The organism is Streptomyces bungoensis (genome assembly GCF_001514215.1).
In the GTDB taxonomy this organism is placed as follows: Bacteria; Actinomycetota; Actinomycetes; order Streptomycetales; family Streptomycetaceae; genus Streptomyces; species Streptomyces bungoensis.
The window spans coordinates 113,576-126,085 of sequence record NZ_KQ948857.1; the positions used below are offsets into that span (position 1 = coordinate 113,576).

Here is a 12,510-nt window from a genome sequence, read left to right on the forward strand (position 1 = left end):
TCCGGCGAAGGTCTCGCGGAGCGGAACCGTCCGGTCACATGTTCGCCGTCACTTCCTCGTGCGACCTCCCTCTCATCCGGCGTCGCGAGCGCAACCCGAGCCCTTAGACTCCCTCGCGTGACACGCCGCGGGACGGTTGGCAAGATGGCCCGAGCGGTCGGCAAGGTGCGGTAACAGGGAGGAAGCGTCTCGTGAGCAGCAGGCCATCCCGAGGCGCTGCTCGCCTCGCAGCCATACTCGACGCGCTGCCCGACGCGTTGGTGCTGGTCAACGCCAACGGAACGGTCGTCAACGCCAACACCATCGCCCTGGAGGCCTTCGAGACCCCGGGGACGGCCCTGGTGGGGCGCGGGCTGCTCGACCTGCTGCCGGACTTCGACTCCAGGCTGATCCCCGGCTCCATGCGCCGGCCCGACCACATGGACCCGCGCGGGCGGACCAAGCCGACGCGGATGATGGCGCGGCGCACCGACGGCAGCGCGTTCCCGGTCGAGGTCACGAGCGCGAACCTGGAGAACGGCCAGCAGGCGTACGACGGTTACGGCTACACCGGCGACGAGCTGCTCATGCTCGTCGTCCGGGACCTGTCCGGCACCGTGGACACCGAGGCGGAGCTGGCGCGCTCGCAGCGGCAGACCGAGATGATCCTGCGGGCCGCGTCCGAGGGCGTCGTCGGGACCGACACCGACGGGCGGATCGTGCTCGTCAACCCGGCCGCCGCCCAGATACTGGGATACCGGGCCGGTGAACTCGGCGGCAAGGAGCTGCACACGCTGGTGCTGCACTCGCGCGCCGACGGCTCCCCGTTCCCGTACGACGAGTCGCCGCTCGCCGACACCCTGCGCTCCGGGCGCAAGCACCGGGTGCGCGGGCAGGTGCTGTGGTCCAAGGCGGAGGAGAAGGTCTCCGTCGACCTCACCACCGCGCCCGTCCGCGACGGCGACCAGCTCGTCGGCGCCGTCATGACCTTCACCGACCGGCGGTCCTACGACGCCCTCGCCGCGGAGAAGGAGGCGCTGGAGAAGGCGCACGCCGACGAGCTCGAGCGGCTCTCCGAGGAGCATGCCTCCGACCTGACCGCACTGCGCCAGCAGCACGTCACCGAGGTCGAGGAGCTGCGCGAACGGCACGAGGAGGAGCTCGCGGCCGGCGAGGAGCGGTACGCCGCGCTCGGCGAGCGGGAGAAGGACCGGTACGAGGCGCTCGCCGGGCGGCACGAGCAGCTGCTCACCCTGCTCGGGCGGTCGCTGCGCGGCCCGCTGGACGAGCTGCGCCGTGAGCTGTCGGCCCTGGCCGCCGACGACGCCGGGCAGCTGTGGCCCGAGGCCAACCAGGTGCTCCACCACCTCTCGGCCGGTTACTCCCGGATCACCACCCTGATCGACAACGTGCTCGGCTACCAGCGGCTGGACACGGGCGCGGAGGACATCACCCGCACGAAGGTGATGCTGGACGCCGTCGTCGCCGCCGGCGTGGACGGGGCCGTCGAGCTGATCGGGCCGGGCCGGGTGCAGTTCGCCGTGCACGCGCCGCCCATCGAGGCCGAGGTCGACCCGCAGCGGCTCGCCACCGCCCTCGCGCATCTCGTCGCGGACGTGGCCGGCGTCGACGCCACCGGCAACGCGCCCGTCTCGGCGGGCGGTTACATGGACAGCACCGTCGTGGTGGCGGCCGCGCAGCGCGGCGAGGTCGCGCGGATCGAGGTGCGCGGGCCGTACGCGGGCGGGGACCCGGTGCACGAGCCGATCGTGCGCGGGATCGTGCGCGCGCACGGCGGAGTGCTGCAGACGCACGAGGTGCCGGGCATGAGCGGCAGCGCGTACGTGCTCGAGGTGCCGCTCGGCGGCGGGGCCGGAGCGGTCGCCGCGCAGGTGCCGGACGGCACCGAGGACGTCCCCGCCGCAGGCGCCGGGCCGGCCGGGGGTCCCCTCGCCGTGGAGCAGGGTGGCGCCGGCGGACGGCGGCGGGCCCGGCGGGGCTCCACGGACGCCTTCCTGGAGAGCGACGTCCCGGGCGCGGCCGCGGACGGGTCCGGTGACGGTGACGACGCGGAGGCGCCCGCGCCGACCGGGCGGCGCCGCAGGCGCGCGGCGGCCGCCGTCGAGGCGGGCGTGCCGGCCGTGCCGGCCGAGGACACGGAGACCCCGCCGTCCGGTGGTACCGGGCGCCGGCGCGGACGGCCCGCCGATCCCGGCGCAGGTCCGGGTGCCGGTGCGGATGTCGCGGAGGGCGCCGTGATGACCGCGGCCGAGCACGCCGCGGGGACCGCCGCCGTGGGCAGCGGCCTCGGTGGCACCGTGCCCCCGCAGGGTGTGCCCGTACCCGCGGGCCGGCGCGCCCGGCATGACTCCGGCGAGCCGCAGGCCGCCCTGCCGCCCGCGCTGCCCGCGGCCGGTCCCGAGGCGGCCGGGCCCGTTCCGGCCGAGGACGGGCAGCCGACCGGACGGCGCCGGCGGGCGCTGGCCGCCGCCGCGGAGCGGGCCGCCGCGCAGGAGGCGGGGGGCCGTACGGTGTTCGCGCTGCCCCCGGCCGAGGCCGATCGCGCGTCCGGCGCGCCTCCGGAGGCGCAGCCCCCGGCCGGGATCCCCGGCCAGGCGCCGGTGCCCGGCGCGGTCGGCCAGGGGGCCGTGGGCGACGAGGGGCGGCATGACGCCGTGCCGCTCGGCGAGGCCGCGGACCACACCCCGCCCCAGCCGCATCCCACGAGCGCGCCGACGGGCCGCCGCCGGCGGGTCGTGGCTCCGCCGCAGCCGCAGGTCGCGGACGTGGCGCAGGGTGCTCCCGCCGAGCCCGGTGTGCCGGTCCAGGTGCCCGCTCAGGTGACTCCGGAGCAGGCCGTTCCCGTGCCGGTGCAGAACGGGCAGCCGGTGCAGCCCGGGCAGGTGCCGCAGGGTTCGCCGGTGCCCGGGCAGGGCGTCGTTCCCGCGCAGGGTACGGCTGCCGCGCCGGCCGCCGCTCCCGCCGGACAGCCCGGTGTGGCGGCCGCTCAGCCCGCCCCTGTCCCCGGCGCTCCCGTGCCCGTGCAGGGTGTCCCCGGTCCGGAGGGTCCGGCGACCGGGGTGTCCATCCCCGCCCAGGTGCCCCACGCCCAGCAGCCGCCCGCCGCACCCGTCCCGGCGGCACAGGCCGTCCCCCCGGCGGCCCCGGCCGCCGGCACCCCCATGGCCACCGTCCCGCAGCAGTGGCCCGGCACCGACGACACCACCGGCGCCGGCGTTCCCGCCCAGGCCCAGGCTCCAGTCCCGCCGCAGGCGCCGGCCCACCCCCAGGCCCCGGTTCAGGCTCCCCAGGTGGCCCAGCCCGCCCCCGGCCCCGCGCTCCCCCTGCCCGCCGAGACCCCGGTGCCTCCGGTGGCCCCGGGGGCCGCAGGAGCCCCGATCGACCCCAACTCCACGCAGGGCCGGGCCATCAGCGTCCGCACGCTCGGGCAGGGCGTGCCGTTCGCGCGGCAGGCCGCGCAGGTGCAGCAGCCGACCGCGACCCCGCCGCCGCACGCCCCGGGCGGCGGCGGCCGGCGGCGCAAGCTCGGCACGCCCCCCGACCCGGCGGCTCGCCAGGAGGCGCAGCCGGAACAGGCGGCCCGCCCGCATCCGCCGGCCGAGCAGGCCCCCGTACAGCCGTCGCTCGCCGGGCAGACGCCGGGTCAGGTGCCCGGTCAGGCACCCCCGCAGACGCCCCTGCCCGGGCAGGCGGCCGTACCGCACCCCTCGCTCGCCGGCCAGACCCGGCTCGCCCCGGGCACCGAGGGCGCCGGCCGCTCGTACGCCATAGGCGCGCCGGACGCGAACGCGGCCGAGGGGCCGGAGCCGCTGGACGGTCCCGGCGGGGCCGTCGAGGTCGCCGACACCCCGCGTCCGCAGCCGATGGACGACGAACTGCCGCCGGAGCCGCTGGACAACCCGCGCCGGCTGCTGGTGTGGCCCGCGCCGGACGTCACGACCCAGCAGGCGCTGAGCGACCGCGGCTACCGGCCCGTCATCGTGCACTCCCGCGAGGAGGTCGACGCACAGATCGCGGCCTTCCCGGCGGCGCTGTTCGTGGACCCGCTGACCGGGCCGATCACCCGTACGGCGCTGCAGTCGCTGCGCCAGGCGGCGGTCGCGGCCGAGGTGCCGGTCATGGTCACGGCCGGGCTCGGGCAGGCGACGCGCGAGGCGGCGTACGGCGCCGACCCCGCCGTCCTGCTGAAGGCGCTCGCGCCGCGCGACAGCGAGCAGCATCCGCCGCGGGTGCTGCTCATCGAGGAGCACGCGGAGATCGCGCTGGCGCTGACCGCGACGCTGGAGCGGCGAGGCATGCAGGTCGCGCGGGCCGCGAACGACGACGACGCGGTGACGCTGGCGGGTCAGTTCCGGCCGAACCTCGTGGTGATGGACCTGCTGCAGGTGCACCGGCGGGCCGGGGTCACCGGGATCATCGACTGGCTGCGGGCGAACGGGCAGCTCAACCGCACCCCGCTGGTGGTCTACACGGCCGCCGTGGACCAGGCCGACCTGCCGCGGCTGGCGTCCGGCGAGACGGTGCTGTTCCTCGCTGAGCGGTCCACCAGCGCCGAGGTGCAGGCGCGGATCGTGGACCTGCTGGCCCGGATCGGCACGAACTGAGAAACGGCTGCGGGCCGCCCTCCCGAGGGGGCGGCCCGCGTACCGGACGGCACGGTCAGGGCTGTGGAGGCCTCTGAAGCCTCAGAGGCTGGTGACGTCCAGGTCCCCGTCCGCGTACCGCCGCCGCAGCACCTTCTTGTCGAACTTGCCCACGCTCGTCTTCGGCACCGACTCGATCACCGTCCAGCGCTCGGGGAGCTGCCACTTGGCGATCCGGCCCTCCTCGGCGAGGAAGGCGCGCAGGGTCTCGAAGTCGGTGCTGGCGCCCTCCTTGAGGACGACCGTGGCCAGCGGGCGCTCGCCCCACTTGTCGTCGGGTACGGCGACCACGGCGGCCTCGGCGACGTCCGGGTGGGACATCAGCGCGTTCTCCAGCTCGACCGAGGAGATCCACTCGCCGCCGGACTTGATGACGTCCTTGGCGCGGTCGGTCAGGGTGAGGAAGCCGTCGGGGGAGATGGTGCCGACGTCACCGGTCTTCAGCCAGCCGTCCTCGCTGAACTTGTCGGCGGGGCGCAGCGGTTCGGCGTCGGGGCCGTTGTAGTAGGCGCCGGCGATCCAGTTGCCGCGCACCTCCAGCTCGCCCGCCGACTCGCCGTCCCACGGGAGGCGTTCGCCGCCGGGGCCGCTGAGGCGGGCCTCGACGCCGGCCGGGAAGCGGCCCTGGGTGAGGCGGTAGGCGAACTCCTGGTCGGTGCCGATCGCGTGCGCCGGGGGACGGGCGACCGTGCCGAGCGGGGAGGTCTCCGTCATGCCCCAGGCGTGGCAGACGCGCATGCCGAGCCGGTCGAAGGCCTCCATGAGGGAGGGCGGACAGGCCGAGCCGCCGATGGTGACCTGGGTCAGGGAGGACACGTCCCGGGGGCGCGCGGTCAGCTCGCCGAGCAGGCCCTGCCAGATGGTCGGGACGGCGGCCGCGTGCGTCGGCCGCTCCCGCTCGATCATCTCGGCGAGCGGCGCGGGCTGCAGGAAGCGGTCCGGCATCAGCAGGTTCACACCGGTCATGAAGGTGGCGTGCGGCAGGCCCCAGGCGTTGACGTGGAACTGGGGGACGACGACCAGCGAGGTGTCCTGGTCGGTCAGGCCCATCGACTGGGTCATGTTGACCTGCATGGAGTGCAGGTAGATCGAACGGTGGCTGTACACCACGCCCTTGGGGTCGCCGGTGGTGCCGGAGGTGTAGCACATGGCGGCGGCCTGGCGCTCGTCCAGCTCCGGCCAGTCGTACGTGGTCGGCCGGCCCGCGATCAGCTCCTCGTACTCGTGCACCCGCGCGGTCGCGCCGGCGAGCGGGGAACGGTCGCCGGGCCCGGAGACGACGATGTGCTCCACCGTCGGCAGCTGCGGCAGCAGCGGCGCGATCAGCGGGATCAGGCTGCCGTTGACGATGACGACCTTGTCGGCCGCGTGGTTGACGATCCACACCAGCTGCTCGACGGGCAGCCGCAGGTTGAGGGTGTGCAGCACCGCGCCCATGGACGGGATGGCGAAGTAGGCCTCCACGTGCTCGGCGTTGTTCCACATCAGGGTCGCGACCCGGTCGTCGGCCCGGACGCCGAGCTCGTCCCGCAGGGCGTTCGCCAGCTGCACCGTGCGCGTTCCCGCCTCGGCGAAGCTGCGCCGCGTCGGCTCGGGCTCGCCGGTCCAGGTGATGATCTGGGACCGCCCGTGCACCCGCACACCGTGCTCGAGGATGCGGGTGACGGTCAGCGGTACGTCCTGCATGGTGCTCAGCACGGGGTCCTCCTGGCGACATTGCCTACGCGGGAGTAGAGGTTGCGCTGATTCTGCGCACATACCGCGCGGTATGTCACTAGCCTGCGGAAAAACGAGGCCCGGGTCACCAGAAGCGGGAGACCCGGCGCACCGGGTGCGGGCCAGGGAGAACTGGCGCACCGGGTGCGGACCCGGCAGGCCTAGCGCACCAGCTCCAGCCCCGGGTCCTCGCGCAGCTTGCCCAGGGCGCGGGAGACCGCCGACTTCACCGTGCCCACCGAGACGCCGAGCACCTCGGCGGTCTGGGCCTCGCTGAGGTCCTCGTAGTAGCGCAGGACGACCATCGCCCGCTGCCGCGCGGGCAGCCGGGTGATCGCCCGCCACATGGCGTCGTGCAGCGCCTGCCGCTCGGCCGGATCCGCGTCCTGAGGGGCGGCCTCCGGCTCGGGCAGCTCGTCGCACACGTACTCGTCGACCCTGCGCCGGCGCCACTGCGAGGTCCGCGTGTTCACCAGTGCCCGGCGCACGTAGCCGTCGACCGCCCGGTGGTCCTCGATCCGCTCCCAGGCCACGTAGGTCTTGGCCAGCGCGGTCTGCAGCAGGTCCTCGGCGTCGCTGGGGTCCGCGGTCAGCGAGCGCGCGGTGCGCAGCAGGACCGGCCGGCGCGCCCGCACGTACGACGAGAACGACGGGTGCGCCGGGGTCCGCGCCGGCGGTGCGGCGGCCTCGGAGGCGCTGGTGCAGACGGGAGTGGTCATGGCTCCACGCTAGGAGCGCGTCCGCCGCGGCGGATCGGCCCCAGGTCCCGATGGCGTGTCCCCCTCAGGTTGTAGGGGTGGTGCGGGCTCCACCTCCTGTAGGTGGACCGGAGGACGACTCCGCCTGCGGGTTCGCCCCCGAGGTCGGCCGTCGGCGCCCCCTGCGCGGGCCACCCCGGACACACGTCCGCGCGGCGGTACCGAAGCACCGCCGCGCGGGCGTGTCATGACCCCGAAGCACACCCCCCGGGGACCCTCGTCACGAGGGGCCCCGGTTCCGGCTCACCACAGATCTCCCATGTCGTCCCTTCCCTCCGAAACCCGAGCGCTTGCGGACCGAGGCGGTTGGCCGGCCACCTCGGCTGCCGTCGTCCAACGGCGTCGCACCTCCAAGTTGCCCACCGAATCCCCGGCGAACCACCCCGGAAGGACCGATTCGCACGCAAGCGTGACGACATGTAGATAAACCCCTTCCCAGGCGGGTGTCGCGGCCGGACACCCTTCCCTTTTTCGAACAGGCGTACGAACATAGAGGCATGGCCACCACCGACCGGCAGGCCACCACGCTGGCCCTCGCGCACGCCCTGTCAGCCGCCGAACGCGGTCTGGCCGTCATCCCCCTGTCCCGGACCAAGCTCCCGGCCCTGCGCTCCCCGCACCGCGACGACCCCGCCCCGGCCGGACCGCCCTGCCACGGCGCGTGCGGGCGCCCCGGCCACGGCGTGTACGACGCCTCCACCGACCCGGCCCGCATCCGTGAGCTGTTCGCCGCCGCCCCCTGGGCCACCGGTTACGGCATCGCCTGCGGCCTGTCCCCGCACCACCTCATCGGCGTCGACCTCGACACCAAGTCCGGCACCGACTCCCCGGCCGCACTGCGCGAACTGGCCTTACGGCACCTGTTCACGATCCCCGAGACGGTCGTCGTCCTCACCCCGAGCGGCGGGCGCCACCTGTGGCTGACCGGCCCGCCGGACGTGGTCGTGCCCAACTCGGCGAGCCGGCTCGCCCCCGGCATCGACATCCGCGGGGCCGGCGGCTACCTGGTGGGGCCCGGCTCCCGCACCGACCACGGCGTCTACGCGACCGCACCCGGCACCGCCCACCTCCCGCCGGCCGCCTGCCCGCCGGCCCTCCTGCGCCTCCTGCTCCCCCCACCGCCCAGCGCGCACCCGGCCCCGCCGCCGCACGGGGAACACGGCCGCGGCCTGGTCCACTTCGTCCTCACCGCGCACGAGGGCCAGCGCAACACCCGCCTGTTCTGGGCGGCCTGCCGCGCCTACGAGAACGGCATCGGCCCCGCCCTCCTCACCCCCCTCGTCGAGGCGGCCCGCAGCACCGGCCTGACCGAACACGAGGCCCGCGCGACGATCGCCTCGGCGGCCAGGATGACGGGGACACGGCCGTCGGGCGGACGGCGCAACCGGAACGGCCCGCCGCCGACCCGGCCGGTCGAAGCGCCCGACGCCGAGGCTTGACCATCCTGGCAACCGTTGCCCGGCTCCGGTACCCCGGACACTGGTCATCCGCTGACCGTCACCCCCGCAGAACGGGCCCCCTCACGGGCTCGACGGTGTGTGCTGCGGGGGCACGAGTGCCGGCTCTCCGCAGGATGCGGTCCCCGCCTGACGAACGTCTGTCCGCCGGATGGTGCCCCGCCACAGCTGTCCGAGGAACCGGTAGAAGCGGTCCGGAAGGAACACGGCGTCCGCGGCAATCATGGCGCCGGAGAAGAGCGGCAGTCCCAGGAACACGGCGATACCCAGATGCATGCCCAGCAGCATCCCCAGGACGGGGTACTTGAGCCTGCCGAACAGGACGAACGGGAAGGCCACCTGCAGCAGTACCGTCAGATAGCAGGCGAGGGCGATCAGTACCTCGTGTCCGTCCGCCGCACGGGAGAGTTCGGGCCAGGGCCGGAACAGGTCGAGGCTCAGGGCGTAGTGCAGGGCGGTTCCGTTGCCCCAGGTGGCGCCCTGCACCTTGTACAGGCCCGCGGATCCGTAGAGGAAGCAGACCTGGGCGGCGATGGCGAGCATGCCGCAGTTGTGCAGCACGGTGATCACTGTCAGACGCGCGTCGCGGAGGTGGCGTCGCAGCTCGCGGGATGGCCGGTCCAGCGGAAACCGGGGAGTCCCGCCGGCTGAGGCTCGGATCCGGGTTCTGCGCGCGTCGAGGGACCAGCGCCGGCCGCATGCGGTGACGACGAGGTAGAGGGCCATGAGGAGGATGAGGTTGTCCCCTCCGTCCGTCATGAAGATCGCCCTGGCATGGAACGACGTCACTACGACCGCGAAGAGCACGGACACCGCTCTGGTCCGCCAGCCCAGCATGAACAGTGCGGAGGTGATCAGCGCGGCGGCGTAGCAGACCTCGAAGTAGGCGCGGCTGTCGGACAGGGTGAGGACGCTGGCCCAGCCGGTCTGGTCGAAGAGCTGCCTGGCCAGTGCCGGCGTCCACGGCGAATCGGGACCCCAGATCTCGTCGCGGTGGGGAAATTCGCGCAGCAGGAAGGCGAGGTAGAGGAACCCGTACCCGATGCGCAGGACCGCCGCGGCGTACAGGGAGACCGGCTGCTCCAGCAGGAGGGTGAGCAGCGCGGAGACGCGGGCGGGCATGTGCTGCGACGTGCGTGCGCTCGCCCGCTCGGTGCCGTGCCCCGGCCCCGGCGGCGTGGCCGCCGCCACCGATGTCTGCTCAGTCCGATGCACGGCGGGCCACCTTCCACCAGGGCAGGTACCGGGTGTCGGCGGACCTCGGTGCGGCCGCGACGTGACCGGGGCCGTCCGCTGCGGGCGGCGCGGCGATGGGCAGGGTGATCACTCGAAGCTGGATGGACTCGAATGCGCCGTGGCGACGGGCGGCGACACGATCCACCGCGATGTTGCGCAGATACCGCTGGATCATCAGAGCGCGCTGCGAGCGCTGCCGGTCGTCACCGCCGTGCGTCTCAAGGTAGGAAGTCCAAGCCCGGCGCAGCATGTTCTGCGCTGTGTGGCTCGGGAAGGGCTCGTGTCTCACCGCGGCCGTGTCGACGGCGGTCAGGTCGAACCAGCCGCTGACCTGGACGGTGCCGTCCGCAGCGGTGTGCATGGTCCGCGCCGAGATCTGCCGGTTGACCGACTCCGGGTCCGGAGCGAAGAGCCGCCAGTTCTGCTCGAACAAGGGAAAGACCCAGGCGTTGACCTGCCGGCTGTACTGCCGGGAAATGGGATTGGGGGGTGCCACCTCAAGGAATACCAGGAGCACGTGCACCAGGACCGTCGCCAGGCACAGGACCACGGCGACTTGCACACCGGCCTTCACGGCGACCGGCGGCCCCGAAGGTGCTGCGCCGGAAAGGAATCTGCCGCACCCGTTCTGTGCCGCTCTCCCAGCACCGGTCCGGTCGAATTCGTCGGAATCCACTGATGCGACGGCACCCCGCACGGTCCGATCCGGCTCTTTCGGCCCGAGTTCTCTCACCTGGTTCTCCTGAGGTCCGGCCGGCGACGTGCGGCGAAATCAGTGACGATCGGCGCCGCACGTCATCCGTCCTACTACGGCGTCGCAATTCCCGAGGACGCGCGGGAATCGCTGCGGGCCGCGCTGACGATCGCGCTAGGAAAGATCACAGTCGTAGCCGTAGCCCGTGCCGGACTGGTCGCCGTAGTCGCCGGGCTTGCCGGACTGGTCGCCGTAGTCGCCGGGCTTGCCAGGCTTACCGGGCTTGCAGCCATGGCCGTTGCCACCAGTGGTGCCACCGGTCGTGGTCCCACCGGTGGTGCCGGCGGTCGTGGTACCCGTAGTCCCGCCCGTGGTGCCGGCGGTCGTGGTACCCGTAGTCCCACCGGTCGTCCCGGCGGTCGTGGTACCCGTGGTCCCGCCCGTGGTGCCGGCGGTCGTGGTGCCCGTGGTCCCACCGGTCGTCCCGGCGGTCGTGGTACCCGTGGTCCCACCCGTGGTGCCGGCGGTCGTGGTACCCGTGGTCCCACCCGTGGTGCCGGCGGTCGTGGTACCCGTGGTCCCGCCGGTCGTCCCGGCCGTCGTGGTTCCCGTGGTCCCGGCCGTCGTGGTGCCACCGGTAGTCCCACCAGTGGTGCCTCCCGCGCACTGCGGCCGGGTGATCGTGTTGGTGTCCAGCGTCACGGCACCGTTACGGGCCAACGCCCGCCCGTCGATGGTCGCGCCCGTCGTGGCAGTGATCGACGTCAGGGCCAGGATGTTTCCCACGAAGGTGGAGTCGGTGCCGAGGGTGGCCGAACTGCCGATCTTCCAGAACACATTGCACGGCGAGGCACCGTTGACGAGGAGCACCCGGCTGGCAGACGCCGTCGTCAGGCCCGAACCGACCTGGAACACCCAGACGGCGTTGGGGTCCCCCTGGGCGTCCAGGGTGAGGGTGCCGGTGAGCCCGAGAGCGGAGGAAGCGGTGTAGACGCCCGGAACCAGCGTCAGGCCACCAGCGTCCGCAGGAAGGGCACCGTTGGTGGCCTGTCCGGCAGCGTCGTTGTACGCCGTGACCAGGTCGGTCTGGGCCTGGGCGGCCACGGCGTCCGCAGAATGCTGCGCCCCGTTCACCAGGCCGGGTGGGAAGCCGGTGATGGACGTCCCCGGACTCACTCCGAGATCACCGGTGACCACCGAGGGACCGGTGTTGGTGACGGCCGAACCGGCCAGTACCGCAAAGCTGTCCGCCGTACCCAGAGGCACAGGTGTGGCGATGGCGTTTGCCTGCGTCGGCGTCACAGCGACTACGACGGCGGCGATCACCACGGTCAGTACCGCCGCGATCCAGACCGTCAACGTGCGTCGTAGCGGCGCGACAGGAATATTCAGCGTCATGGAGGGGCCAACTCCTGTGAGGGGTGGTGACGTATTCGGCGGTTCTCAGCCGCACAGAATCGCCGGGTTTCTGTCGCTGGAATATTAATCAGAACCACGGATCGGGTTACGGTTCATTTGAGTGGTTTCGCCGCACCTGACGAGCGAATCGCGGAAATCATAGAAATGCTTAGTGGGCCGGATGGCGTCAATTGCCCGCCCGGACGGGTGAGAACCACATCACCAAAGAGGACCGGGCTCCGGGAGAGGCGTCTTCGGTTCCAGCGGCACTCAGCTTCTCGGAAAGATGCCGAAGAGGAGCGGGAATCCCTCGTATTCAGGAGGGAACGCGCTGGGAGCCTGATACGGCGCACACCCGCGTCAGGGACGCCTGCTCCGCGACGGCGTCGGACCGGTACCGCAACGCCGCCCGGCTACGGTCGTCCCTGTGCCGCCTTGGCCTCGATCATCGGGGTGAGGCACCCCCACTCAGGCGGAAGGGGTGCCCCTCGCTGAGGGGCACCCCTTCCGACCAGCACGTCATGACCTGCGGAGGCGGTGGGATTTGAACCCACGGTGACATCGCTGCCACGACGGTTTTCAAGACCTTTCTGCGGTCGCGGACGTCA

At 73.3% G+C, this 12,510-nt stretch carries 7 protein-coding genes; 2 read left to right on the forward strand and 5 right to left on the reverse strand.

Annotated elements, in window-relative coordinates:
* Positions 1 to 191 precede the first annotated feature (191 nt).
* On the forward strand, positions 192 to 4,604 hold the full coding sequence (locus AQJ66_RS16690) for a response regulator (protein WP_079060253.1): 4,413 nt from the start codon (positions 192 to 194) through the stop codon (positions 4,602 to 4,604).
* 81 nt (positions 4,605 to 4,685) lie between these two features.
* Here the strand turns inward: AQJ66_RS16690 and AQJ66_RS16695 are convergent, their stop codons facing one another.
* Both AQJ66_RS16695 and AQJ66_RS16700 read right to left on the reverse strand, forming a co-directional pair.
* Complete coding sequence (locus AQJ66_RS16695) at positions 4,686 to 6,341, reverse strand: long-chain fatty acid--CoA ligase (RefSeq protein WP_061921999.1); 1,656 nt, start codon at positions 6,339 to 6,341, stop codon at positions 4,686 to 4,688.
* 179 nt (positions 6,342 to 6,520) lie between these two features.
* On the reverse strand, positions 6,521 to 7,078 hold the full coding sequence (locus AQJ66_RS16700) for a SigE family RNA polymerase sigma factor (RefSeq protein WP_061922002.1): 558 nt from the start codon (positions 7,076 to 7,078) through the stop codon (positions 6,521 to 6,523).
* A gap of 536 nt (positions 7,079 to 7,614) precedes the next feature.
* On the opposite strand from AQJ66_RS16700, the gene AQJ66_RS16705 reads away from it, so the two are divergent.
* Positions 7,615 to 8,556: a bifunctional DNA primase/polymerase gene (locus tag AQJ66_RS16705; RefSeq protein ID WP_079060254.1), complete on the forward strand. Its 942-nt coding sequence runs from the start codon at positions 7,615 to 7,617 to the stop codon at positions 8,554 to 8,556.
* Positions 8,557 to 8,637: 81 nt separating this feature from the next.
* On the opposite strand, the gene AQJ66_RS16710 is transcribed toward AQJ66_RS16705, so the two are convergent.
* The 3 genes from AQJ66_RS16710 to AQJ66_RS16720 form a co-directional block, all read right to left on the reverse strand.
* The gene (locus AQJ66_RS16710) at positions 8,638 to 9,696 is read right to left on the reverse strand and encodes an HTTM domain-containing protein (protein WP_061922542.1); all 1,059 of its coding nucleotides are present in this window, start codon (positions 9,694 to 9,696) and stop codon (positions 8,638 to 8,640) included.
* A gap of 79 nt (positions 9,697 to 9,775) precedes the next feature.
* A complete protein-coding gene (locus AQJ66_RS16715) occupies positions 9,776 to 10,486 on the reverse strand; it encodes a DUF5819 family protein (protein WP_425264283.1) in 711 nt (236 codons plus the stop codon).
* A 192-nt stretch (positions 10,487 to 10,678) separates the two neighbouring features.
* Positions 10,679 to 11,902, reverse strand: a complete 1,224-nt coding sequence (locus AQJ66_RS16720; protein ID WP_061922005.1) for an ice-binding family protein — start codon at positions 11,900 to 11,902, stop codon at positions 10,679 to 10,681.
* Positions 11,903 to 12,510: the final 608 nt, after the last annotated feature.